22 protein-coding genes are annotated in these 23,239 nt (G+C 67.2%); 11 read left to right on the forward strand and 11 right to left on the reverse strand.

What is annotated here, in order from left to right; genetic code table 11:
* Positions 1-91: 91 nt before the first annotated feature.
* The 4 genes from D9V32_RS10310 to D9V32_RS10325 all read right to left on the reverse strand — a co-directional run bounded on the left by D9V32_RS10310 (position 92) and on the right by D9V32_RS10325 (position 5,329).
* On the reverse strand, positions 92-1,693 hold the full coding sequence (locus D9V32_RS10310; RefSeq protein ID WP_121648823.1) for an ABC transporter substrate-binding protein: 1,602 nt from the start codon (positions 1,691-1,693) through the stop codon (positions 92-94).
* A gap of 69 nt (positions 1,694-1,762) precedes the next feature.
* Positions 1,763-3,412 (reverse strand): dipeptide ABC transporter ATP-binding protein, encoded by a 1,650-nt coding sequence (locus tag D9V32_RS10315; protein ID WP_121648824.1) that lies wholly within the window; start codon positions 3,410-3,412, stop codon positions 1,763-1,765.
* Entirely contained in the window at positions 3,409-4,374 is a 966-nt protein-coding gene (locus D9V32_RS10320) for an ABC transporter permease (protein WP_121648825.1), read from the reverse strand. Before D9V32_RS10320 ends, D9V32_RS10315 begins: the two co-directional genes overlap by 4 nt.
* Before the next feature lie 4 nt (positions 4,375-4,378).
* Positions 4,379-5,329 (reverse strand): ABC transporter permease, encoded by a 951-nt coding sequence (locus tag D9V32_RS10325; RefSeq protein ID WP_121648826.1) that lies wholly within the window; start codon positions 5,327-5,329, stop codon positions 4,379-4,381.
* Positions 5,330-5,501: 172 nt separating this feature from the next.
* Here D9V32_RS10325 and D9V32_RS10330 point away from each other — a divergent pair, with 172 nt between their 5' ends.
* From D9V32_RS10330 to D9V32_RS10345, 4 genes are all read left to right on the forward strand, one after another.
* On the forward strand, positions 5,502-6,602 hold the full coding sequence (locus D9V32_RS10330) for an LLM class oxidoreductase (protein ID WP_121648827.1): 1,101 nt from the start codon (positions 5,502-5,504) through the stop codon (positions 6,600-6,602).
* Between the two features lie 14 nt (positions 6,603-6,616).
* Positions 6,617-8,089, forward strand: a complete 1,473-nt coding sequence (locus tag D9V32_RS10335) for an NtaA/DmoA family FMN-dependent monooxygenase (protein ID WP_121648828.1) — start codon at positions 6,617-6,619, stop codon at positions 8,087-8,089.
* 88 nt (positions 8,090-8,177) lie between these two features.
* Positions 8,178-9,530 (forward strand): aminotransferase class I/II-fold pyridoxal phosphate-dependent enzyme, encoded by a 1,353-nt coding sequence (locus D9V32_RS10340; RefSeq protein ID WP_121648829.1) that lies wholly within the window; start codon positions 8,178-8,180, stop codon positions 9,528-9,530.
* Between the two features lie 26 nt (positions 9,531-9,556).
* Entirely contained in the window at positions 9,557-10,447 is an 891-nt protein-coding gene (locus D9V32_RS10345) for a nitroreductase family protein (RefSeq protein WP_220700689.1), read from the forward strand.
* A gap of 76 nt (positions 10,448-10,523) precedes the next feature.
* Here the strand turns inward: D9V32_RS10345 and D9V32_RS10350 are convergent, their stop codons facing one another.
* Complete coding sequence (locus D9V32_RS10350) at positions 10,524-11,114, reverse strand: TetR/AcrR family transcriptional regulator (protein WP_121648830.1); 591 nt, start codon at positions 11,112-11,114, stop codon at positions 10,524-10,526.
* A 180-nt stretch (positions 11,115-11,294) separates the two neighbouring features.
* Here D9V32_RS10350 and D9V32_RS10355 point away from each other — a divergent pair, with 180 nt between their 5' ends.
* From D9V32_RS10355 to D9V32_RS10380, 6 genes are all read left to right on the forward strand, one after another.
* Positions 11,295-11,897: a TetR/AcrR family transcriptional regulator gene (locus D9V32_RS10355; RefSeq protein ID WP_121648831.1), complete on the forward strand. Its 603-nt coding sequence runs from the start codon at positions 11,295-11,297 to the stop codon at positions 11,895-11,897.
* Between the two features lie 196 nt (positions 11,898-12,093).
* Positions 12,094-12,330: a 50S ribosomal protein L28 gene (gene rpmB, locus D9V32_RS10360; RefSeq protein ID WP_030147639.1), complete on the forward strand. Its 237-nt coding sequence runs from the start codon at positions 12,094-12,096 to the stop codon at positions 12,328-12,330.
* A 2-nt stretch (positions 12,331-12,332) separates the two neighbouring features.
* Positions 12,333-12,500 (forward strand): 50S ribosomal protein L33, encoded by a 168-nt coding sequence (rpmG, locus tag D9V32_RS10365; protein ID WP_030147640.1) that lies wholly within the window; start codon positions 12,333-12,335, stop codon positions 12,498-12,500.
* 2 nt (positions 12,501-12,502) lie between these two features.
* A complete protein-coding gene (gene rpsN, locus D9V32_RS10370) occupies positions 12,503-12,808 on the forward strand; it encodes a 30S ribosomal protein S14 (protein WP_121648832.1) in 306 nt (101 codons plus the stop codon).
* A gap of 282 nt (positions 12,809-13,090) precedes the next feature.
* Positions 13,091-13,378, forward strand: a complete 288-nt coding sequence (locus D9V32_RS10375; RefSeq protein WP_030147642.1) for an HU family DNA-binding protein — start codon at positions 13,091-13,093, stop codon at positions 13,376-13,378.
* Positions 13,379-13,482: 104 nt separating this feature from the next.
* The gene (locus tag D9V32_RS10380) at positions 13,483-15,453 is read left to right on the forward strand and encodes a bifunctional copper resistance protein CopD/cytochrome c oxidase assembly protein (protein ID WP_220700690.1); all 1,971 of its coding nucleotides are present in this window, start codon (positions 13,483-13,485) and stop codon (positions 15,451-15,453) included.
* 45 nt (positions 15,454-15,498) lie between these two features.
* Here D9V32_RS10380 and D9V32_RS16240 read toward each other — a convergent pair whose 3' ends face one another.
* Genes D9V32_RS16240 through D9V32_RS10390 form a run of 3 tightly spaced genes read right to left on the reverse strand, consistent with a single transcriptional unit; the run spans position 15,499 to position 17,190 of the window.
* On the reverse strand, positions 15,499-15,654 hold the full coding sequence (locus tag D9V32_RS16240; RefSeq protein WP_183086269.1) for a hypothetical protein: 156 nt from the start codon (positions 15,652-15,654) through the stop codon (positions 15,499-15,501).
* A 43-nt stretch (positions 15,655-15,697) separates the two neighbouring features.
* Positions 15,698-16,840: a hypothetical protein gene (locus D9V32_RS10385; protein ID WP_121648833.1), complete on the reverse strand. Its 1,143-nt coding sequence runs from the start codon at positions 16,838-16,840 to the stop codon at positions 15,698-15,700.
* Positions 16,837-17,190 carry a PadR family transcriptional regulator gene (locus tag D9V32_RS10390; RefSeq protein WP_121648834.1) on the reverse strand — a complete coding sequence of 118 codons (354 nt, stop codon included), beginning with the start codon at positions 17,188-17,190 and terminating at the stop codon, positions 16,837-16,839. The genes D9V32_RS10385 and D9V32_RS10390 overlap by 4 nt, the downstream gene beginning before the upstream one ends.
* A 122-nt stretch (positions 17,191-17,312) precedes the next feature.
* Between D9V32_RS10390 and D9V32_RS10395 the strand changes: the two genes are divergently transcribed.
* Entirely contained in the window at positions 17,313-18,638 is a 1,326-nt protein-coding gene (locus D9V32_RS10395; RefSeq protein ID WP_121648835.1) for an ATP-dependent DNA helicase, read from the forward strand.
* An 87-nt stretch (positions 18,639-18,725) separates the two neighbouring features.
* On the opposite strand, the gene D9V32_RS10400 is transcribed toward D9V32_RS10395, so the two are convergent.
* From D9V32_RS10400 to D9V32_RS10410, 3 genes are all read right to left on the reverse strand, one after another.
* Positions 18,726-19,379 carry a biliverdin-producing heme oxygenase gene (locus D9V32_RS10400; RefSeq protein WP_121648836.1) on the reverse strand — a complete coding sequence of 218 codons (654 nt, stop codon included), beginning with the start codon at positions 19,377-19,379 and terminating at the stop codon, positions 18,726-18,728.
* A 134-nt stretch (positions 19,380-19,513) separates the two neighbouring features.
* On the reverse strand, positions 19,514-19,819 hold the full coding sequence (locus D9V32_RS10405; RefSeq protein WP_121648837.1) for a DUF2470 domain-containing protein: 306 nt from the start codon (positions 19,817-19,819) through the stop codon (positions 19,514-19,516).
* A gap of 92 nt (positions 19,820-19,911) precedes the next feature.
* The gene (locus D9V32_RS10410; RefSeq protein ID WP_121648838.1) at positions 19,912-23,229 is read right to left on the reverse strand and encodes a hypothetical protein; all 3,318 of its coding nucleotides are present in this window, start codon (positions 23,227-23,229) and stop codon (positions 19,912-19,914) included.
* Positions 23,230-23,239 lie beyond the last annotated feature (10 nt).

Consider the following 23,239-nt stretch of genomic DNA (forward strand, 5'->3'; position numbering starts at 1 on the left):
GCCCGCCCCTCTATGTACGTGCGGTGGAGGTTACTGGTCGATCCAGGCGGCTCCGAAGATCGCCCGCCCCTCTATGTACGTGCGGTGGAGGTTACTGGTCGATCCAGGCGGCTCCGAAGATCGCCCACCACTGCGCGGTGAATGCTACGTCGTGCACCTTCTTATCGGTGACGATCACCGAGACCGCCTCGTGCAGCGGGATGCTGATCGCGTGGTCGATCAGGCCCGCCTGAATGTCGGCGGACTGCTTTGCCCGGCTCGCGGCGTCTACGTTGACCGACTGGTCCTTGATGAGCTGGGTCAGCTCGGGTGTGACGTCCGCGCGGGCGAGGTTGGAGTACTCGGGCACGAAGTTGACCAGGAAGGCGTCCGGGTCGGGGCGGGTGAAGTTACCAAATGCGAACGCGTAGTCGCCCGACTTTAGGCTGGCCTGGAGCTCCGCACCGGTGACCTGGCGGAGGTCGAGCTCGATGCCGTTGGCCTTGAGCTGCTGCTGGATGAGTTCGAACAGCGCCTTGTTTTCGCTGCTTTCAAACGGCAGGCTCAGCGCGAGGCGCTGGCCGTTTTTGGCCCAGATGCCGTCGGATCCGATGGCCCAGCCGTCCGCAGTGAGGATCTTCTTGACCTCGTCGGGGTTGTAGCTGAGCTTGTCGCTGAGATCGGTGTAGGTCGGGAAGACGGCCGAGACCACGCTGGTTGCGGGCTGGATGGTCTTATCGAGCAGTACCGACTTGATCTCCTGACGGTTGATCGCGCGCTGCACGGCTCGGCGCGGTGCCTCCTGGGAGAGGATTGGGTCCGCGGTGTTGGGGTAGAGCGAGTAGACGATGCCTGCGGAGGGGCGCGAGTAGACGCTGTACTCGCTGTCGACCTCGTCGATGTTGTTCGAGGAGGGCCACTGGATGGCGTCCACCGAACCGCTGGTGAGCGCGCCGATGCGGGCCGAGGACTCGGGGATGACGAGGTAGGTGAGGGTGTCGATGTGCGGCGCACTGGCGTTCTTTCGCGCCGTGGAACCCCACTCATAGTCCTTCCGGGCACTCAGCACGAGACGCTCGTCCTTCACGACGTCCTTGATGACGAATGGACCGGTGCCGATCACGCCGTTTGCGCGCTCCTCGATGGTCTGCTTGGTGGTGGAGGGCGAGACGAAACCGAGCGGGGCCTCGGACGCGGCCTGCAGGAAGCCGGCCTTGGGCGCGTCGAAGGAGATCGCGACGGTGTACGGATCGATCACCTCGGTGCCGGTGTACCCGCGCAGGTAGGCGTTGGCCTGACCCGCGGTGCCCTGCTTGCCCAGCTCGATAATCGAGTCGAAGTTGAGCTTTACGGCCTCGGCATCGAACTTCTCGCCGTTGCTGAAGGTCACGTCATCGCGCAGCTTAAACACGTAGCGCGCGCCATCGTTTTCGATCTCCCAGCTGCTGGCGAGCCAGGGCACGATCTTGCCGGTGTCCGGGTCCTGATCCACGAGCGAGTCGGTGACCTGGATGTTGGTGAAGGTGCGGCTGGAGGACTGCTGGCGATCCAGCGGGCCGATCCAGGCGACGACGCCCACCGTGAGGTTGCCGCCGACCACCGGGCCGGAGGTTGCGGGCTTCTCGGCCTCGCCCGCGGCGGCTCCGCCCGCGCAACCGCTGAGTGCGAGTGCGGCGGTGAGTAGCGCCCCGATCAGGACGGGTCTCTTCTTCATGGTGTTCCTCTCGTGGTGCTCCCGGGTGGAGGAGCGAATGGGGGTGTGGATGGGGTGGTGCGGGTGGGGCTAGGGGGAAACCTGGTGGCGGCTGCCGGGAATCGCGTCGATCAGGCGGCGCGTATACGGGTGTGTGGCACGCTCGAAGACGTCCGCGGTCGGGCCAGACTCGACGATCTCGCCGGCCTGCATCACCGCGACCTCGTGTGCGATCAGGCGCACCACGGCCAGGTCGTGCGAGATCAGGAGGTAGGTGACCCCGGTCTCGCGCTGGATTTCATTCAGGACGTCGAGGATCTGCTTCTGGACCGAAACGTCGAGTGCCGAGACCGGCTCATCCAGCACCACGAAGTCTGGGGCCGCGGCGAGGGCCCGGGCGATGGCGATGCGCTGACGCTGACCGCCGGAGAGCTCCCCCGGGCGCCGGCCGGCGAAGCTGCGGGGTAGGCGTACCTGATCCAGAAGCTCCAGCACGCGCGGTGTGCGGGCGGACCGTGACGCCCCGAAGGCTCGCAACGGTTCCCCGATGATCTCCGCGAGGGTGAAGCGCGGGTCCAGCGAGGAAAACGGGTTTTGCTGCACCAGCTGAATGCGCCGGGAGAGCTGCCGCCGGGTGCGGGCGCTCGCGCCGTGGAGGTCAACGCCGTCGAAGTCGAGCGTGCCCGAGGTTGCGGTTTCGAGGCCGGTGATGATGCGGGCGGTGGTGGACTTCCCCGAGCCCGACTCCCCCACGATGGCCAGGGTCGTCCCCCGCTTCACCTCGAGTGAAATACCATTCACGGCGGCCACCGCTCCCTGCCCGTGGCCGTAGGTCTTGTGGAGGTCGGTGATCCGCAGCAGCGTGGGGGCTTCGACCAGGACGTCCGGGCGTGCTGCCGGAACCGCCGTGAGCGAGGGGGCGGCCTCCAGCAGCGCGCGCGTGTACGGGTGCGTGGGGTTGCCCAGCACCTCGTCCCGGGTGCCCTGCTCGACGATGCGGCCCTTTTCGAGCACGATGATGCGGTCGGCGCGATCGGCGGCGACAGCCAGGTCGTGGGTGATCAGCAGGATGCCGGTCTCGTGCTCGGCGCGAAGCTGATCGATCTGATCCAGCACCCGCTTCTGCACGGTCACATCGAGCCCCGAGGTGGGTTCATCGGCGATGCAGATCGAGGGATTGTTGGCAATCGCGATGGCGATCAGGACCCGCTGCCGTTGCCCACCGGAGAGCTGGTGCGGAAACTGATCGGCACGCTGCTCGGGCCGGTCGATGCCCACCTGACGCAGCAGCTCCAGCACGCGCTCGCGGCGCAGCGCCCGCGGTACGGTGCCGTGAATGGCGAGCACCTCGGCGATCTGCCGCCCGATCGGGTAGACCGGGTCAAGACTCACGGTGGGGTCCTGCGGGATCAGGCTGATCGACGCACCGCGCTTGCGTGCCCAGGTGCGCTCCGATGCCCCGGCCACGTCGATGCCGTCGATCAGAATCTCCCCGGCGGTTACCGAGGCGGCCCGCGGCAGGAGGCCGAGTGTGCTCAGCGCGATCGTCGACTTGCCCGAGCCGGAGCCGCCCACGAGGGCCACCGTCTCCCCCTTCTGCACGTGCAGGGAGACGCCGCGCACGGCCTCCACGCGTCGCCCGGCACCGGCGGAGTAGGCGATGCTGAGATCGGAGATGCGCAGGACCGAATCGGTGTGATCAACGGCCGGGGTTGCGACAGCGGGGTCGGTGAGGGTCATCGTCGGTTCTCCAGGGTTCGGCCGATATAGGCGGCGGCGAGAACAACCACGGCGATTACGAGGCCGGGCAGCGTGGTCATCCACCAGGCCGAGGCGAGGTGGGAGCGGCCATCGGCCACCAGGGTGCCCCATTCGGGCGTGGGCGGTTTCGCGCCGTAGCCGAGGAAGTTGAGGGCTGAAATGGCGAGGATAGCCGCGCCAAATTCGAGCGCCACGAGGCCCAGGATCGGGGTCGCGGCGTGCGGGAACACGTGTCGGATCAGGATCGACCACCAGCGCACCCCGGACACCTTCGCCGCCTCGACGAACGCCGAGGTGCGCACCTTCAGTACCTCGGAGCGCAGCACCCGCGAAAAGGCCGCGACCGACCCGATTCCCACCGCGATGGCGACGTTCATCGTGCCGAAGCCGAGGGCGGTGATCAGGATGAGCGAGAGCAGCAGCGAGGGGATCGAGAGCAGCACGTCGATGATGCGCATGAGCACCTCATCCACCCAGCCGCCCACGTATCCCGAGAGCAGACCGATCACGGCACTGACCACAAACGCGATCGCGATGGCGAGGGCCGTGGCCTGGAGTGACAGCGCCGATCCGTGCACCACTCGGGCGAAGATATCGCGCCCGATAGCGTCGGTGCCAAACGGGTGCGCGCCGCTCGGCGGCTGCTTGGCATCCGCCCCCACCCCGAGAATCGGATCGTAGGGCGTGAACCAGCTGGGCACCAGCGCCCACAGCAGGACGAGCACCACCACGGCCACCGAGATGACCAGGCCGTAGTCGATGCGGCGCAGGCGTGCGCCCAGCTTTTCCCGGTGGGGCTCCGCCTCGGCCACGTCGAGTGCGCCGGCGATGTCGGTTTCGCGCGGTGCCACCGTGTCGCCCGGGGCGGGCCACTCCCCCGCAACCGCGGCCGCGCTCGCCGCGGTATCGCGGTCAATCAGGGTGTCTGAACCGTGTGCCATGGTGTTACCTTCCCGCGCGCGCAATGCGCGGATCGAGGAGCGGATAAATGAGGTCTACCGCGAGGTTCGCGACGGCGAAGGCCACCGCGGAGAGGATCACCAGGGTCTGCACCAGGGGAATATCCTGCGCGTCGACCGCCCCCTGCAGGAGTCGGCCGAGCCCGCGGCGAGAAAAAACCGTCTCGGTGACCACTGCGCCGGCGAGGATTCCGCCGATCGTGATGCCGAGGATCGTGAGCGCAGGCAGCATGGCGTTTCGGAACGCGTGAACGAGCTGCACGCGCGCCCGGGACGCCCCCTTGGCCCGCACGATATCGATGTAGGGGGCGTGTAGCTCCTTCGCCATCCCCCGCCCGAGAATCTGGGCGTAGGTCGCGGCGGCCGGAATGGCGAGGGTCAGCGCGGGCAGCACCAGCGCCGGGAAGCCGTTGTTGCCCAGCGCCGGAAACCACTTCAGCTGGTAGGAGAAGAACTGGAGGAGCAGCAGGCCGATCCAGAACGCCGGGAGTGACGCGGCCACCGGCGGGAGCGAAAACAGGATGCTGCGCACCGGGTTTGAGCGGCTGAAATTGGCCAGCAGTGCGATTCCCACACCGATGATGAGTGAGAACAGCAGGGCCAGTCCGGCGAGCTGCAGGGTCTGCGGTGCGGTGCTCACGATGAGCTCGGTGATCGGTGTCTTGTGCTGCAGCGAGTCGCCAAAGTTTCCGGTGAGTGCGCGGCCCAGCAGCATCAGGTACTGAATGATGAACGGCTGATCGAATCCGTACTTGGCGGTCAGTGCCGCTCGCGCCTCATCGGACACCTTCAGCGAGCTCTCCCCCGCCCCCGTGGTGGTCAGCATGAGCTCGACCGGATCGCTGGGCAGAAGATAAAGCAACACAAAAGTCACCGTGTATGCGGCCCACACTACGAACAGCGCATAGCCGATTCGGCGCAGAATATAGGGCGTCACGTGGGCTTCCTTCCGAGAATCTGGGGACGCGGCGCGCCCGGGGTGAGCCCCATACTCGCTACAAAAGAACCACACACATAATTTGTTACGAAATAAAGAGACATACTCGCACACATGATTCCGACGGTTATATCGTGACTGCTGACCGAGACAATCGAGTGAGGGGCAGGACATGACAGAACTGGTAATCGGGATCGAGCTGGATCTCGTGGGCAGCCATCGAGCGGCGTGGAGGTTTGCCACGCATCCGCCGCACGTCGCCCTGAACCCGGAGCACATCGCGGGGCAGGCGCGGCACCTGGACGAGGCCGGATACGACTTCCTGAGCCTGCGCACGCCGCCGGAACCGGGGGAGTTTCCCACCCGGAATCCGCTGATTCGCCTGAGCGCCACCGAACTTGCGGGCTTCCTCGCCGGGCACACCCACAACATCGGCATCGTGGTGGACACCAACACCATCCGCGCGGAGGCCTTCCATCTGGCCAACCAGCTCGCGAGCGTCGACTGGACCTCGGGAGGCTGGGCGGGCTGGATCCCCACGATCGATGAGACCCCGGCGATCGCGGCGTCCTTCAACGAGGAGGAGATCACCGATACCGACCGTCTGCACCGCGAGGCGGTCGAGGTTGTGACCGCCGTGCGCCGCATCTGGGACACCTGGGAGGACGGCGCGATCCTCGCCGATCAGAGCATTCCGCGATTCTTCAACCTCGAGCGCTGGCACAATACCGACTTTGTGGGGGAGTTCTTTACCGTCGAAGGGCCGAGTATTGTTGCCCGCCCGCCGCAGGGTCAGCTCGTTGTGTTCGGCTATGCGGGGGATAACCTCGGCGAGGGTGTGGACGTCGTGTTCCTCGACGCACGCGGCCCGCAGGAGGTGTCGGCCCGCGCGGCGGCGGCCCGTGCCGCCGGGGCGCGCTCGGTGATCCAGGATGTCCGGGTTGTCCTTGCCGCCGATTCGGACGCCGCCGCCCGCCGCCTGGCCGAGCTCGAGGCCGCGGGGGAGTGGAACGAGGACCGCCCGGCCCTACTCTTTGCCGGCACCCCGGCAGCCCTCACCGAGCTTCTCGCCGGTATTGCCGATCACGTGGACGGGGTTCGCCTCCTTCCCGCGGTCAACGACGTGGACATTCCGCTGCTCTCCCAGGCCGTATTGCCGGCCCTGGCCGAGCGCGGCGTGCACGAGCGGGCGACTATCGCCCGTACCCTCACGGAGCGATTAGCCCTCGCCCCGCGTCAGAACGTCTTCGCCCTCGAGCGCGCCGCGCGCTGAATCAGGAGAGAATCATGAGTTCAACACCCGACTACCCCCGCCCGAACGCCCGCTTCCACCTCTCCCTGTTCCTGGGATTTGGCGGTCAGTATGAGTGGGCAAAAACCGAGGATCACCGCGACTACTTCGACCCGGAAATCACGCTGAAGTTTGTGCAGGACGCCGAGCGTGGGCTGTTCAGCACCGTGCTGTTCGGCGAGGCGCAGCGCCACTTCGAGCACCTCGGAAAACTGAACGATATTCGCTTTACCGGGCGTCAGGATGCCCTGGTGCACTTCGCGTTTCTCGCCGCCCGCACCAAAAACATCGGCCTGGCCGCAACCCTGAACACCACCTACTCGAAGCCGGTGGAGCTGGCGCGACGCCTAGCCACCGTGGATCTCCTGAGCGGAGGCCGCGGAGCGTGGAACGTGATCACCACCGAAAACCCCTGGATCGGCGGAAACTTCCGCAAGCCCGGCTGGCTGCCGAACTCCGCTCGCTACACAAATGCCGAGGAATACGTCAACGGGGTGCAGGCGCTGTGGGAGGCCTGGCCCACCGACGCGGTCGCGCACTCCACCGAGGCCGAGGCCTGGTCGGAGGGTATCGGCCTGGTCGAGAGCCACGGCGAGTATCAGCGCTTCCGCGCGGTACCGAGCGTTCCGCCGAGCCCGCAGCCGTATCCGGTGTACTTCCAGGCCGGAAACTCGGCCGAGGGGCGCGACTTTGCGGCCCGTCACGCCGAGGCGCTCTACACGTTCCAGATCGACTTCGATGACGCGGTGGCGTACTCCGCGGATATCCGGGCTCGCGCGCGCAGCTACGGTCGCCCGGGCGACGACATCAAGGTGCTACCCGGCGCGAGCGTGATCCTGGGGGACACCGAGGCCGAAGCGCAGGAGCGCGCCGAACATCAGCAGCGGCTGCACCTGCTGAATGACCGCTCGATCCGCCAGCAGGTCGAGGACGTCTGGGGTATTGAGCTTCCGGACCTGGACCTCGATGGCCCGCTGCCCGAGACCGAGCCGGTGATCACCAAGCAGAACCTTGGTCACGGCATCGTCCACACCGGAAACGACCCGCAGTCGGTGGCCCGCGGCTGGCGGCAGCGCTTCGAGGAGCGCGGTCACCGCTCGGTGCGCGAGCTGGTGGCCGGGTTCCACAGCCCGCGGGCCTTCATCGGAACCCCCGGACAGGTCGCGGACAAGCTGGTGCACTACCTGAAGTCGGACGCCCTGGACGGCATCAACTACTACCCCAGCGACTTCCCGAACGGCGTGGCCGAGATCACCGATCGCCTGGTCCCCGAGCTGCAGGAGCGCGGCGTCTACCCGGACTCCTACGCGGGCACCACGCTGCGCGAGAATTTCGGCCTCCCGGCGGTGCCCGCGCACATTCGGGTTCGGGAGGAGCTCGCGCGCCGTGCGGGGAGCGAAAACCCGGCGGCCATCGATGCCGCCGAGAGCATCTCGATCGATGATCGGGTGCTCCAGCGCACCGAGTAGCACCACTCCATTTGCGCGCCGAACATCGCGAAACATTCGAGCCGCAAAGTTCCGTATGATATGAGTTCGGAACCTAAGGGGCAGAGATATGTATGGAGACAGTGGGCCCGGGCCGTTCGATGGACGAGCCGGGACGATTCGCAACGCGCGTCAGCTGCACAACCACGTAGCCGAGCTCATCGGTTCGGGGGAGCTGGCCGTGGGCGACCGTCTGCCGACGATTCGCGAGGTGGCTACGGTGCTGGAGCTGAGCCCCAGTACCGTGGCCGCCGCCTGGGCGCTGCTGCGCGAGTCCGACCTGGTGGAAACCAAGCGTCGCGGTGGCACCACGATCGCTGATACCCGCAAGGGCAAAACCCGAACGGTTCAGTGGAGCGAGATCGATCTGTCCTGGGGATATCCGCAGTACGACCTGCATCCGGCCCTCGGCCGAATCCTGGTGGATGCCCTGCGCGAGGAGTCGCTCAACGTGGTGGGGCGCGAGTACATCCTGCCTCGGTTGCAGCGGCAGCTCGAGCCCGGCTGGCCGTTTGTTCCACCCGCCTGGACGACGGCGGGCGGTGGCACCGAGGCGATGTACCTCGCCCTGAACGCGATCGCGCGTGAGGGTGGGCCGATCGGCGTCGAGGTGCCGGCCGCGCCCGGTGCCCTCGATATGCTGCGCGAGCTGGACGTGGCCGCGGTCACGATCCACGCCGATGAGCAGGGCCCACTGGTCGATTCGGTCCGGGCGGCCCTCGCCCAGGGCGTGTCCGGCATTGTCCTCCAGCCCACGGGCTCGTATGCCAGGTTTGGTCGACTCTCCCGGCAGCGCATGGGGGAGCTCGCGGCGGTGCTGCGCGAGGCACCGGCCGTCTGGATCGTGGAGGATGACACGATCGGGCCGCTGGGCCCGACCGCTCGCGTATCGCTGGGGGAGGAACTTGCGGACCGCGTGCTGCACGTACGCTGCTTCTGCAAGGCCTACGGCGTGGATATTCGCACCGCCGTCCTCGCCGGCTCGGCCGAGCTGGTTGAGCGCGTCAACCAAGCGCGCAGCAACGGGTATGCCTCCAACAGCCGCATTCTTCAAAACGCGCTCGCGGGTCTCATTCGGGACCAGGGGGCCGCCCACAGTGTGTCCCTCGCCACCGCGGCCTATGCGCGGCACCGCACCCTCCTCCTTGAGGAGCTGCGCGATGCCGGGCTGACCGCGCGGGCCGGGGCCGACAGCCTCGTGGTCTGGGTGGACATCCCGGACGAGGCCGTCGCCCTGATCAACCTTGCCCGCTCCGGCATCGATGTCGGTTCGGGTCGTACGTCCTATCCCGGTGATGAGCGGCACACCCCGTGTCTGCGCATCGCCGTCACGCAGCTTCCCGATGACCGACGACTCATCCGAGAGCTCGTGGATCACATCAGTCACGCCGCCGTTCCCGAACTTCGAGAATTGGCGCACTAACGCACCACTCCCGAAAGGAAACACCCGTGTCGAATTCCCTGTCCTCGGTGTCCGCCGAGACCACCCCCGATCAGTTTGTCCGCAGCGATGAGGTTGAGGCGGGTGGCGCCGGCAGAAGTGAGGCGTTCCGTCGCCGGTTCGGCGAGCGGGTGGATGCCGGTTCGGGGGAGTGGAACGCGGTACTGGAGCGCCAGTTTGCGCACCGATCCGTGCGACGGTTTCTCGAGCGAGAGGTGGGCGACCCCGAGCTGCTGACCATTGTTGCGGCCGCGCAGTCGGCGGCGACCTCCTCAAACCTGCAGAGCTGGAGTGTCGTATCGGTGCGCGATCGTGCGCGGCTCACCCGGCTCGCGGCCGCCGCGCGTCAGCCCTTTATTAGCGCGGCACCCCTCCTGCTGGTGTGGGTGGCCGACTATCACCGCGCGGGTGTGGTGGCCACGGATCAGGGCGGGGACATTTCGACGGTGAGCTATCTCGAGCAGACCCTGACCGGATTTGTGGATGCGGCCATTGCCGCGCAGAACGCCGTGCTGGCGGCGGAATCCCTGGGGCTCGGCACGGTGATCATCGGGTCGATTCGCAACGATCCCGAAACCGTGCAGGCCGAGCTCGGGCTGCCTCGGCACACGTTCCCGGTGATCGCGGTGGCCCTCGGCTACCCGGATCCGGAGGACACCGCGGGCATCAAGCCACGGCTCGCCCCGACGGCCGTGCACCACGCCGAGCGCTATCGAGACGCCGACACCCTGGAGGAGGTGCGCCGCTACCAGGAGGTCATCGCCGATTACTACCGCACCCAGGGCAGCGAGTACGACTGGCCGGCCCAGGTCGCGGCGCGCGTGGGAGACATTGCGGCGCTCAGCGGGCGCGAGGGGATCCGCGGCTGGCTGACCGATCAGGGGTTCGATTCCCACTAGTAAGTGGGTGCGACGAAAACGCCTCGGGCGGTCAGGGCATTTGCCGTGACCGCCCGAGGCGCGTGTACGTAGGGGGCTATGCCGTGGCGGCGTCTACCTGGCCGATCGTGGTGGCGAGGGCGATGTCGAAGACGTCGATGGTGGCCTCACGGTCGCCCGTGATGAGGTAGCCGAACTGGGTGCCGAACAGGCAGTTTGTGATGTGCACCGCGAGGCGATCGATCTCGGCCGTCGCCACGCCCTGACGGCGCAGCCACTCGCCAAAGAGGGCGCGCCAGACCCCGTAAGAATCGGTAATTCGGGTGCCGATATCCGGGTCGATCCGCTCGAGCGAACCTGCCTCGAACTGGATGCGAATTCCCGGAAGGTGCCGCGGCTCGAGCGAGGCGATGAAGGCTTCGCGCATCCAGACGAGCATTTCCTCACGGCTGAATGAGGCCACGTCGAGCCCGTCGAGGGCCTCGCGGCGCATGCGCACGCTCTCGTCCAGGATGGCGTCGATGAGCTCCTTGCGGGAGCCGAAATGGTAGACCAGCACGTAGGTGCTGACACCCAGCGCGGAAGCGAGGCTGCGGAACGTGACGCGCGAGAGCGACGATGATGCCACGTACTCCAGAATCTGCGCGAGCAGCTCTGGCCTGCGGTTTGGATTTGCCGGACGGCCCACGCGGTCCCCTTCCTAGATAACAATCGGAAGGATAACACCTGGATTGCGACACGGCGACGTTCGATCCCCCGGACTCCCAGCCTGTTTTCAGAACAAGCGTTCTTATAATGCGAGCACCGCGGAAAATACCGCAGACGAGTACGCACCGCAGCGGGCTCGGATCGTTGTTTGGGGGAAAACATGGCACGGACCGGAAATCCGGAACGGAAGACGGAGCTGCTCGATCAGATACTCGAGTATCTCGTCGACGTTCCGCTCGCGCAGGCGTCGTTCCGCTCGCTCGCCGATGCGCTCGGCGTGAGCACGTTCGCACTCGTCTATCACTTTGGAAATAGGGAACAGCTCGACCAGGAGATCCTCGGGGTCGTGCGCGACCGGCAGGCGAACGAGATCACGGGGGTGGATCCGCTCTCGCTGAGTGGGGAAGACCTGATCGAGCGCGGGCTCCGCGTGTGGGCGGAAGGTCTGACGCGGCGCGGGTTGCTTGCCAGCCGGTTGGCGTTTGAGGCCGGGGTGACCGAGCGGCTGCACTCTCCCGAGGGCGGGATCCTCGCGCAGGCGCACGAAAAGTGGTGCCGGGTTGTCGGGTCCTGGGCCATTGCGCACGGCGCGACCCAGGAGACCGCCGAGCTCGAGTCGGGCCTGCTGCTGGCCGGGTTTACCGGCATGAACTACAGGGTGCACGTGTGGGGTCCTGCCGCGGTGCCCACCGCGCACGTTGAGGCACTGCTGCGTCGCTTTGTCTCCCAGGTTGCCCCGGCCGAGGCGGTGGCCGCGCGGTAGCGGTCACGACCATTCGGCCGAGGGCTCATTTCGGGTTTGCCGGGCGCGTCGGAATGAGATAAGCTTGACCCTTGGCCGGACGGACTCCCCCGTTCGGATCGTACGAAAACCTCGCTCTCTCGGGCGCGAGTCACTTCGTGCCGACAAGAGATCTTGGGCGAAACCATCGGTTTCGCGGTATTCAAGGAGATTCACAATGGCATCAGTGTGCCAGGTGACCGGCGCCGTACCCGGCTTCGGACACAACATTTCACACTCGCACCGTCGCACCAAGCGTCGGTTTGACCCCAACGTTCAGAAGAAGACGTACTACGTACCCTCGCTTCGTCGCAACGTTACCCTGACCCTGAGCGCTAAGGGCATCAAGGTTATTGACGCTCGCGGCATCGAGTCCGTCGTCAAGGACATCCTGGCTCGTGGAGGCAAGATTTAATCATGGCTAAGCACCAGGACGTACGTCCCATCATCAAGCTCCGTTCCACCGCGGGCACCGGTTACACCTACGTAACCCGCAAGAACCGCCGGAACAACCCCGACCGCATCGTGCTCAAGAAGTACGACCCCGTAGTGCGCAAGCACGTTGAATTCCGAGAGGAGCGCTAAACATGGCTAAGAAGAGCATGATCGCGAAGAACGAGCAGCGCAAGGTCATCGTCGAGCGCTACGCAGAAAAGCGTCTCGAGCTGAAGAAGGCCCTCGTTAACCCCAACTCGACCCCCGCCGAGCGCGAAGCCGCTCGCCTGGGTCTGCAGAAGCTGCCCCGCAACGCTTCGCCGGTGCGCGTGCGCAACCGCGACGCCGTTGACGGTCGCCCCCGTGGAATCCTGACCAAGTTCGGTGTTTCCCGTGTGCGCTTCCGCGACATGGCTCACCGCGGTGAGCTGCCGGGTATCACCAAGTCGAGCTGGTAGGTTCTCCTTCCACCTCACCACACGGTGAAGTTCTTGTCCTCAGGGCGTCCGTTTCGACGGGCGCCCTGAGGCGTTTAACCCGCCAAAATAGGGCGCAGACTGTGAACAAAATCAAAGAATCCGGCGACACGCGGGCATTTTCGGCCGCATTGGCGTGAATATCCGCGAAAACATGCGGATTTCTGGTACATTCAAGGCGGTCCTCGTGGACCAGCTGCGAACTCAGGCGAGCTCGTGGAACGTACCAGTTACAGACTGCAAGAAAGTCCGAGGAGGACACTCATGGCTGATAAGACTCTTAACAAGACCGAGCTCGTTGCGAAGATCGCTTCCGAGTCCGGCCAGAGCCAGGCTGCTGTCGGCGGCGTGCTCGATGCCCTGTTCAACGTTCTGGCCGAGTCGGTTGCAAACGACGTCAAGGTCACCATCCCGGGTTGGCTCGCTGTAGAGCGCACCGCTCGTGCCGCTCGCACCGGCCGCAACCCGCAGACCGGCGCCGAGATCCAGATCCCGGCCGGTCACTCGGTGAAGGTTTCGGCTGGTTCGAAGCTCAAGGCTGCCGCTAAGTAATTTTGCTTTTTGGCATCTAGCTTCACAGCGTGAGCAGAGGCAGACCCCGCGTGGGTCTGCCTCTGCTGCGTTTAACCGTGCACGTACTCGCGTAGGCTGGAGCGGTGTCACGAGTAACCCGCATCATCGCCCCGGCAGTTCTGCTGCTCACTGCCGTCCTGGCGCTCTTCGTAGCGCTTGCCATCGGTGGGGGTGCTCAGGCGCAGCAGCTTAGTGATCCGGGTGCCGGGGTGCGCTACGGACTGCCCATCGCCAAGATGGTGGTCAACATTTCCGCGGCCGGCATGATCGGTGCCCTCACGCTGGTGCTGTTTGCCCTGACGCCGCAGCGTCGCGAGTATGGCGCGGCCCTGGATGTCGCCTCCGCGAGCGCCGCCGTGTTCACGGTGGCCTCGGGTACAACCGGGGTCTTGACCTTCCTCAACGTTTCGGGTGTGCCGTTCCAGCTCACCGCCGAGTTTGGGTCGAAGATCGGGGTGTTCTTCACCGATGTCGAGGCCGGACGGGCGTGGTTGATCACCACGCTGATCGCCGCGGCCGTCACGGTGCTGTGCTTCTCCGTGCGCAACCAGACCCTGGTGTTTTTCGTGGGCGTCCTCGCGGCCTTCTCCCTCCTGCCGATGGCGCAGCAGGGGCATGCGGCCGGCACCTCGGGTCACGGCCAGGCCGTGACCGCCCTCGGCCTGCACCTGCTGTTCGCGGGTGTCTGGCTCGGTGGCCTGCTCACCCTCGTCTTTATTCGACAGCATCTTGAGCGTGGCCGACTCCCGATCGTGCTGGCCCGCTATTCAACGCTTGCGCTGGTCTGTTTTGTGGTCGTCGCCATTTCGGGCTATGCGAGCGCTGCGCTGCGCGTGGGATCCCTCGAGCAGCTGACGACCCCGTACGGCCTCCTGGTGGTCCTCAAGGGCCTCTCGCTGGTTATTCTGGGCCTGTTTGGTGCCTCGTATCGCCTGCGCATGATCGATCGCCTGGAAAAGCGTGGAAAGAACTCGACGTTCTGGTGGATCGTGGTGGCCGAGTTGGCCTTCATGGGTATCGCCTCGGGTGTGGCCGCGGCCCTCGGGCGCACCGCGACCCCGGTGGTCGAGGACCTTCTGCCCACGCGCACCCCGGCCGAGCTTCTGACCGGCGATAAGCTGCCGCCCGAGCTCACCCCGTGGCGCCTGTTCACGATGTGGGAGATCGACCTCATCTGGCTGCTGGTGGGCGCATTCGGTATCTTCTTCTACATCATGGGCATGTATCGCCTGCATAAGCGTGGCGACAAGTGGCCGGTACTGCGTGCGGTGTCCTGGATCGCGGGGCTCCTGCTGCTGATGTGGATCACCAGCGGCGGTATCAACGTCTACCAGCGCTTCCTGTTCTCGACCCACATGCTGGGCCACATGGCCCTCACCATGGCGGTACCGGTGCTGCTGGTGCCCGGTGCCCCGGTGACCCTCGCCATGCGGGCGATCCGCAAGCGACAGGACGGCTCTCGCGGGGCGCGCGAGTGGATCCTCACCGCCGTGCACTCGCGCTTTGCGACGCTGATCACCAACCCGGTGTTCACCGCGGTGATGTTTGCCGGCTCGCTCTGGGTGTTCTACTACACCGATATCTTCCGCTGGTCGATGGTGGACCACATCGGTCACGAGTGGATGATCATTCACTTCGTGATCACCGGCTACCTGTTTGTGCAGTCGCTTATCGGAATCGATCCGGTGCCGCACCGCCTCTCGTATCCGATGCGCCTCATCCTGCTGATCGCGACGATGGCGTTCCACGCGTTCTTTGGCCTCGCGATCATGTCCAATACGGGGCTGTTTGTGGCCGACTGGTTCGGCGCGACCGGCCGCACCTGGGGAGATCTCCCCATGGACGATCAGCGTGTGGGCGGCGGCATCACCTGGAGCATCGGGGAGATCCCCACCGTGGCCCTCGCGATCGCCGTGGCCGTGCAGTGGAGCCGAAACGACGTTAAGGAACAGCGTCGTTCGGACCGCCGAGCCGACCGCACAAACGATGCCGAACTTCGGGCTTACAACGAGCGCCTGGCCAAGATGGCCGAGCGCGATAACGCCCAGAAATAGCCTTCCGAGCGGTGGGCCGACCCCGAGGGGCCGACCCACCGCAGCTCAGCGCGCCCTAGACGGATGCCCCGGGGTGCGCGCCTCGGCCAGGGTGTCGAGCCAGGGTGCGATGTCTACGGGAATCGAGTAGATCGCGGGCGGGTGGTGCAGACGGGTCTCGGCATCGGTGTCGGATGCCGGGCGGGTAACGCGGTCGTTCATGATGTTCTCCGATGGTGGGGTGTGCCGGAAGGTGGCGTGGCGCCTACGGTGCGGGCGTCGGGTCGGTGGTGGGCGAGTTCTCGGTGCCGGGAGTGTCCTCGATGGCAGGAGCGTTCGCAGCTCCCTGGGTGTCTTCAGTGGGCGGGTTCTCGTCGGCGGGGGCACCCTCGACGGGGAGCGCGCAGCCGGGAAGGGCGCGTGCGTTCTCGAACGGGAACGAGACGCCCAGAGCGGCTGCGGATCCGGCCCCGGAGGACGGTGCGGGGCTCGGATCGGGGGTGGGCGTCGGAGCCGGCAAACCCGAGGTGGTGCCCACGACCTCGAGCGGGAAGGCGTTGGTGATGGGGCCCTGGCTGGTATCGGTGCGGGTCTGCAGCTCGATGTCGGTATCCGATACCGAATCCCAGCGGCGAATGATTCCCTCGCTATCGGCGGGCTCCAGTGTGAGCGGCGTGCCCGCGGAGTCGAAGAGTTGAACGCGGTCGAGGGGGAGACCCGCGCAGTCGTAGGCGAAGATGTTCTTGACGTTCTCACCGTTCATGGTGAGCCCCGGGGGTGCCTCCCACGTGTCCGAGTCGGACCCCTGAGAGCCGTACTCATCGTAGGAGAGCCCGTGAATCGCGGTGGGAACCATGAACAGCAGGGCGATGACCGCGACGATGCTGACGATGACCTTGAGCACCCGCAGGAGGGTGGAGCCGAGCCAGGCACCGCGTCCCCACTGAACGCTCAGAACGATGGCGGCGGCCAAGAGGAGCCACCCCAGGAAATCGGCCGGCAGAAGCCAGTTGAGGCGCACCCCGACCGCACCGGTGCAGATAAACAGCGCCCATCCGCGAGCGACCCACCAGACGGGTCGCAGCGACACCACAAACCGCCAGAGGGGGGCGACGCGGCGGTGCTGGGTCAGGGCGATGGCGCGGTCGCGGCGCGCCGCCCAGCGTTCACGGGCATCGGGCCGCGGGGGCACGTGGGTGCCCACCGCGGGCAGCCCGGCGGACTCCCGCAGCTCCTGCGCGTAGGCTGCCGGGTCGCCGAGGTCATCGGTGTCGGCCAGGCGTTCGGCGAGGTCGGCCTCCAGGCCCTCGGTGAGTTCCGTGATCTCCTCGGTCCCCAGATCGGCGAGGCGTGCGCGCACCTCGGCGGCGAAGGCGGTGGCGCGCGGGTCGGTCGAGATGCCGGTCATTTGGTTCCTCCCGGGGTGGTGGCGGGGTCTGATTCGGGGTTGATGAGTGCGCCCAGACGCTCGGCAAACGCGCTCCAGGTGCGGCTATCGGCCTCCAGGGTGGCGCGTCCCTGATCGTTGATGCCGTAGTACTTGCGATGTGGGCCGCCCTCGGAGGGCACCACGTAGGTGGACAGTAGCCCGGCGGCATAGAGCCGGCGGAGGGTGCCGTATACCGAGGCGTCCCCGACGTCCTCGAGGCCCGCGGCGCGCAGGCGACGGACGATGTCGTACCCGTAGCCATCCTCGTCACGGATCACCGCGAGCACCGCGATGTCCAGGACGCCCTTCAGTAGCTGTGTAGTATCCACGCGTTCTCCTATCAACACACTGCACACTACTACGGAATGCGTAATAGTCAAGCGATTGTGTCCGATGTGTGTCGAACTGCGGGGTATCCTGGGATCTGTCGATTTCGAAATGAGGGGTCCGCGTGGCATCGTCCTCACCCGCGCTCAGTAGTGAGCAGCAGGCCGTGTTTGACCTCATCGAGGGCACCCGCGAGCACCTGTTTGTGACCGGTCGTGCGGGTACCGGAAAGTCGACCCTGCTCAACCACCTCTCGTGGAACACCAGCAAGACAATCGTTATCTGTGCCCCCACCGGTGTCGCCGCGCTCAACGTGGGCGGCCAGACGATCCACTCGCTCTTTCGGCTGCCGATCGGCCTGATCGCCGATCAGGAAATCGAGCAGAACGACCAGACCAAAAAGCTCCTCAACACCATCGATACGCTGGTGATTGACGAGATCTCGATGGTGAACGCCGACCTCATGGACGCCATGGATCGCAGCCTGCGCCAGGCGCGGCAGCGTCGCCACGAGCCGTTCGGCGGTGTCCAGGTTGTCCTCTTTGGCGACCCGTATCAGCTCGCGCCGGTGCCCGGTCACGGCGAGGAGCGCGACTATATCGCCGACACCTACCGCTCGTTCTGGTTCTTCGATGCGAAGGTGTGGCAGGAAGCACCGCTGCGCGTGATCGAGCTCGTTCAGATTCATCGGCAGGCAGACAACGACTTCCGCCGCATGCTCACCGCCGTGCGCCACGGCACCGTGGACGCCGAAATTGGCGGTCGCCTCAACGCGGCGGGGGAGCGTCCGCTGCCCGAGGACGGCGACACCATCATCACCCTCGCCGCCCGCAATGACGCGGTGACCCGGATCAACGCGGCGGCGCTCAAGAAGCTGCCCGGCCGCCTGCTCACCGCCCGCGCCGAGGTGACCGGCGAGTTCGGGAAGTCGGCGTTTCCGGCCGATGACAAGCTTGAACTCAAGGTTGGCGCGCAGGTGATGTTCCTGCGCAACGACGCCGCGGGGCCGGATGGTCAGCGCTGGGTCAATGGCACCATCGGCACCGTCACGCGCATCGATACCAACGTGTTTGTGGAGGTCGACGGCGAGGTCCACGAGGTCGAGCCGGCCATCTGGGAGAAGTATAAGTACAGCTACTCGCCGCTGACCAAGCAGCTCAAGCGCGATATCGTGGCGGAGTTTACCCAGTTCCCGCTCCGGTTGGCCTGGGCCGTGACGATTCACAAGTCCCAGGGGCAGACCTACGATCGCGCGATTGTGGACCTCGGTCCGCGCGCGTTCAGCCCCGGTCAGACCTACGTCGCGCTCAGCCGCCTCACGAGCCTCGACGGGCTCTATCTCGCGCGCCCGCTGCGCCCGAGTGACGTGATCGTGGATGAGGACGTCGTGCGCTTCATGAGCGGCCGCGAGTCCGTGGGGCCCGACGCCGCACCTCCGGCATTCTCCTAGCGCTCGGCCTGAGCCGCACCGCCTGCGCGACCGCACGCAAAAACGCGGGCACCTCCGAGGAGGTACCCGCGTTCACACACCCCGTGGCTACGCGGCCGCGGCGGCCTTCGCGGCGGTGAGGTCCACAAAAAGCTCGGTGTTGTAGGCGTAGGCGCGCACGATCTCTTCGATGACGCGCTCGCGCTCGGCGTCGTCCAGCTCCAGGCCGTCGAGCAGGGCGCGGTAGGCGTCCTTGAAGGCGGCGGCATCTTCGATCTCGGGGAACGCGTAGAACTCGATGCCGCGCTCATCCAGCTCAAACTGACGCTTCATCAGGCGGGCGATGTACTGGCCGCCGGAGAGGTCGCCGAGGTAGCGGGTGTAGTGGTGGGCGATCAGGCCGCCGGCCCAGCTGGGGCCGACCTCGTTGATGCGTGCCACGTAGTTCACGGTGGTGGGCAGCGGGGCGATCTGCTCGCGCCAGCCGTCACCGAGCAGGAATTCCAGGTCGCGCTCCAGCGAGGGCAGGCGGCGCAGCGACTCGAACACGAACGCGCCGGCCACCGGGTCGTTTGCCTGAGCGTCTGCGGCGGCCTCGAGGGCCTCGTAGATGAAGAAGTGCTGGGCGGTGAGGGCGGCGTAGTCCTCGCGGGTGCCGCGGCCGCGCATCAGGTCGGCCATGAAGTCCGCACCCTCACTCGAGGAGTGATCGGTGGCGGTGCGCTCGCGAACCTGGGTGGAGAAGGGGGTGACATCGGTCATGAGACGCTCCGGACGTGCGGGGAAAATGGGGAAGGGGTGGGCACCGAGGGCCCGTTTACTTAGGTTACCCATACCGGCACCGTGTCGGCAAGATGCTGGGCGATTTCTCGGCCGTTTTTCGGCCGGGTGTCGAACTAGGCGTGCGGGCGCGGTTCGAGGCCCAGCTCGGCGCAGGCGCGGTCGTACAGCACCACGATCTCGCGACGGATTTCGGGACGCTCGGTGATCGAGGTGCTCCACTCCACGCGCAGGTCGCGTGCCGCGTCGCCCACGGTGATGCTCCAGGTGCCGCCCTCGCCGTCCAGTGCGGTCATGACCGCGGTGGTGGCGTCGCGGTCACCGAAGGCGCGCGCAATCAGGAGGTTGTCATCGTTGTGGTCGTCGTTCATGTGGTGCAGGACGCCCGCAACGATCTCCGGGGCAAAAACAAAGGCGCTCATGGGGATCCTTCGAAAGAGTAAGGGTTACCTAAGTAGCCTAATGGATTTTTGGGAGACCCGCGTACACCGCTAAAACGTGGGGCTAATTCGCATCAGACTGTTCGGGTGCGAACCGGCAAAACACCCGGCTGCGCGACGCGGGCCAGCGCGTCGAGGGCGCGCTCGCGCGGCTCCGGCGGCAGCTGCGGGAGCAGGGCGCGGAGTTTTTCCTGCGCGGCGTCTGCCGCCGGCGCAGACGCGGTGGAGAGCCGGCCGAGGGTGTCCACCGCGACGATGAGTTCGGCCGCGTCGGCAGAGGCTGTGACCAGGGCGTCGACGAGTTCCCACACTCGGGAGGGCGTTTCGGCGAGGTGTTGCGCAGTGAACCCCGTGGTGGTCTCGGCGGCCACCGATCCGCGACCGGCGAGTGCGGCGCGAAGAACGGGCACAAGTTGGGCGGGTGGAACGTCACTCACCGAGAACAGTGAGTAGGCGAGCCGGGCTGAGATCCTTGCGTGCTCACCGGTGGTCGCGAGGTCTTCGGCCACGAAGCGGAGAGCCTCGGCCGACTCGGGCGGAAGCCTGCGCCCGGCCAGCAGGTGTTCGGCATCCAGGATGGTGCCCAGGGTGTGGCGCGCGAGGGGAGCGAGGGAGAGCGCGTGGATCGCCTCACGAGCGCCCAGCACGTGACCCTCGGCCAGGATGGCCGCGACGAGACGGCCGGTTCCCGGCGAGCAGTGCTCGGGGGCGGCGGCCAGGGCGTGCCACACCTCGGCCGCGAGCTCGGGAGCGCCGCTCACCCAGCCGTGGACGAGTGGCACTGCGGCGTCGGAGAGCGCGCCCGCCGCGGAAACCACGGCGGTGATCGCGCGGGTGGCATCCGATCGTGCCGCGGGCGAGAGGCTTCCGGGGTGTATGCGCGCGAGGAGCGATCCCGCACGCAGCGCATCTTCCTCGGTGAGCCCCGCGGCAAACTCGGCGCGGATGAACGCCCGTTCCGTGGCGGCCTCGGCTCGCCCCAGGGCGAGTCCGATGGCGGTCCAGACAACGTCTGGATGCGGGTCAGCCCCCAGGATGAGCAGGCGGCGTGCGGCGTGATCGATCGGGGCGGCGCGATCCACGGCGGCCAGGGCGAGACGACGCGCGGATACGGTGTTGGTGGCCGCAGCTATGCGGTCCAGCAGGGCGGCGGAGTCCGCGGCGGCGAGGGTGCCCGCACGGCGAACCAGTGCGGCTCCGGCCACGCGGCGCAGCGGGCCGATGGCGGGGTCGGCGGCGGAGGTAAGGATCGTGCACAGGTCGGTATCGGCGGCCGCATCCTCCGGACGCGCGCCGAGTAGCGCGGTCGCTCGCGCACGCAGGCGTGCGGCGGACGGGTCTGCATCCGGCGAATCGGCCGCTGCCTCATCCGGCGCGAGGGCCAGGTCCCGCAGCACGTCGAGTCCATATCCGGGAATGCGCGCGAGCGCTCCCAGCGCCTCACGGGCGGCGTATTCATCATCGGTAGATGCCCGGAGTAGCTCGCCATACGCCGCGGCGACCAGCGCGCGGGTTCCGGCACCCCAGGAGGCGGAGCGAGCGGTCTCGGGCAGGAGCCCCGCGTCGCTCAGCCCCGCGGTAGCCAACGCCTGGGCGATCAGATCGCTCGCGGCATGGGCGAGGGTTGCGCGCACCGCGGGGGAGGCGAGGGCCGCGGGGAGCGGCGAGGCTGCGCTCAGCAGCGCGCGGACGCGAGCGGTGCGGGTATCGCGGTCGCGCAGCCAGGCGGTGAGGAGCGCTTCGGCGGCGGCGTCATCGTCCGGGCCGAGCTGCGCGATGCGGCGCTCCAGCTCGTTCGTGACCCCGGGGTGTTTCGGATCCATCCAGCTGAGCTGGGCCAGCGCCTCGGTCGTATGGGCGTGGGGCAGCAGCCGATCGATCACGAGGGCCCGCAGCTCGTCGGGGATCACTCGCAGGTTCCACACGATGGTGGTGATCGGGGCGACCGCGTCCAGGATGCGCCAGCCCAGCGGGTCATCCCCGCGGGAGGCGGTGAGCAGGCGCAGGGCGATGCGGGAGAGGGCGTAGAGGGTTCCCAGATCGCGATCGGGCGCGGATAGCGCCGCCCGAAGGAGCGGGAGGAAGGCGTCGGCGGTCAGGGTGGAGAGCGCCCGGGAGGGGAGATCCGCGAGTGTGGTGAGGGCCGCGCCGCGAACCGAGCCGCGCTCGCCGAGGAGTGCGGTGTGGCGGGTGAGGAGGGCCGGGAGGCCCGCCTGGGAGTCGAGCCCCGCCGCCGTAATCAGCGTCTGATAGCCGCGCGCACGTCGGAGGGGATCGGCGTCGGTGAGGAGCGGCGCGAGGAACGGTTCGGCCTCGCTGAGCGGCAGCCAGCCCGCGGATTCCTCGCCGGGAGAGAGCAGTGCCGCGGTGTTCCGGGCGATCTCCGGCAGCAGGTCGTCGCCATCCCAGCGGCCCGTGTGAACGCGTACTCCGCGATCGATGAGCGTGGCCAGGAGCAGCCGGGCATCCGCCGGTGCGGCCGAGGTTAGTATCCGGGTGGCCAGCAGAGAGGGGTAGTCGTCCTGAAGGTGCGCGCTGAGGAGATCGAGCAGCGCGGCCGGGGCCTGCGCGGCGAGGAATCGGGCGGTTCCGCGGGAAAGGAAGAGGTCCTGGCGGAGGTTCAACCGGGTGGAGATCAGCTCCCGCGTGGCGGCCTCGGGGTTCGCCCGCACCAGGGCATCCCACAGCGGGCCGTGGTCGTACTCCCAGCCCTCGGCCGGCGGGCACTCCCGAGCGGAGATGCGCACCGCCTCATCCTCCCCGGTGGCCGCAATCGCGAGGCCGAGGGCCGGCTGAATGCGGGTCCAGACGGCGGCGCGCTCGGCCGGCGCACTCACCCGCACCGATGCGAGCAGCACGGGAATCGAGGGCCCGGGGTGGGCGCGGACGATGTGTTCCGGATGCTCCGCACCGGGAATGAGCGTGCCGAGGTGTTCGGCGGCGAGATCGGGCGACACCGCGGGAAGAACCAGGCGTGCCTCGGAGATGCGGCAGGCGTGCAGGGCCGCGCCGAGCAGGGCATCGGCGAGCTCGCTGCGTCGGGTGGCGCGCACCGAGCGGATCAGGCGGGCGCGTTCCCGGGCGCTCGCCCCGGCATACGCCGCGAGCACGGTCTCGGGGGTGGCCTCGGTGCAGCGGGGGAGCGCGGCAATCGCCAGCTCCCGCACGCGGGCGTGGGGATAGCCCAGTAGGGCCAGGAGCGGCGTGACCGCGCGTGCCTCCCGCGCCAGCGCGGCGGCGATTTCGGCACCCCAGAGGGAATCCGCCACGAGCTCGGCGGTGAGCGCCTCGATCTCCGCGGGGGCCGCCTGGCGCGCTCGGAGCGCGATTTCCCGGCGGCGATCCGCGGGAGAGAGGGTTTCGATCCGGTCCAGCAGCGCGCGTGCGGTCATGCGGTCAGCA

The organism is Mycetocola tolaasinivorans (assembly GCF_003667565.1).
GTDB lineage: Bacteria > Actinomycetota > Actinomycetes > Actinomycetales > Microbacteriaceae > Mycetocola > Mycetocola tolaasinivorans.

Bases quoted from the DNA above. Each gene is read 5' to 3' on its own strand.
- D9V32_RS10310 (WP_121648823.1), bottom strand. From the start codon at position 1,693: ATGAAGAAGAGACCCGTCCTGATCGGGGCGCTACTCACCGCCGCACTC.
- D9V32_RS10315 (WP_121648824.1), bottom strand. From the start codon at position 3,412: ATGACCCTCACCGACCCCGCTGTCGCAACCCCGGCCGTTGATCACACC.
- D9V32_RS10320 (WP_121648825.1), bottom strand. From the start codon at position 4,374: ATGGCACACGGTTCAGACACCCTGATTGACCGCGATACCGCGGCGAGC.
- D9V32_RS10330 (WP_121648827.1), top strand. From the start codon at position 5,502: ATGACAGAACTGGTAATCGGGATCGAGCTGGATCTCGTGGGCAGCCAT.
- D9V32_RS10335 (WP_121648828.1), top strand. From the start codon at position 6,617: ATGAGTTCAACACCCGACTACCCCCGCCCGAACGCCCGCTTCCACCTC.
- D9V32_RS10340 (WP_121648829.1), top strand. From the start codon at position 8,178: ATGTATGGAGACAGTGGGCCCGGGCCGTTCGATGGACGAGCCGGGACG.
- D9V32_RS10355 (WP_121648831.1), top strand. From the start codon at position 11,295: ATGGCACGGACCGGAAATCCGGAACGGAAGACGGAGCTGCTCGATCAG.
- rpmB (WP_030147639.1), top strand. From the start codon at position 12,094: ATGGCATCAGTGTGCCAGGTGACCGGCGCCGTACCCGGCTTCGGACAC.
- rpmG (WP_030147640.1), top strand. From the start codon at position 12,333: ATGGCTAAGCACCAGGACGTACGTCCCATCATCAAGCTCCGTTCCACC.
- rpsN (WP_121648832.1), top strand. From the start codon at position 12,503: ATGGCTAAGAAGAGCATGATCGCGAAGAACGAGCAGCGCAAGGTCATC.
- D9V32_RS10375 (WP_030147642.1), top strand. From the start codon at position 13,091: ATGGCTGATAAGACTCTTAACAAGACCGAGCTCGTTGCGAAGATCGCT.
- D9V32_RS16240 (WP_183086269.1), bottom strand. From the start codon at position 15,654: ATGAACGACCGCGTTACCCGCCCGGCATCCGACACCGATGCCGAGACC.
- D9V32_RS10385 (WP_121648833.1), bottom strand. From the start codon at position 16,840: ATGACCGGCATCTCGACCGACCCGCGCGCCACCGCCTTCGCCGCCGAG.
- D9V32_RS10400 (WP_121648836.1), bottom strand. From the start codon at position 19,379: ATGACCGATGTCACCCCCTTCTCCACCCAGGTTCGCGAGCGCACCGCC.
- D9V32_RS10405 (WP_121648837.1), bottom strand. From the start codon at position 19,819: ATGAGCGCCTTTGTTTTTGCCCCGGAGATCGTTGCGGGCGTCCTGCAC.
- D9V32_RS10410 (WP_121648838.1), bottom strand. From the start codon at position 23,229: ATGACCGCACGCGCGCTGCTGGACCGGATCGAAACCCTCTCTCCCGCG.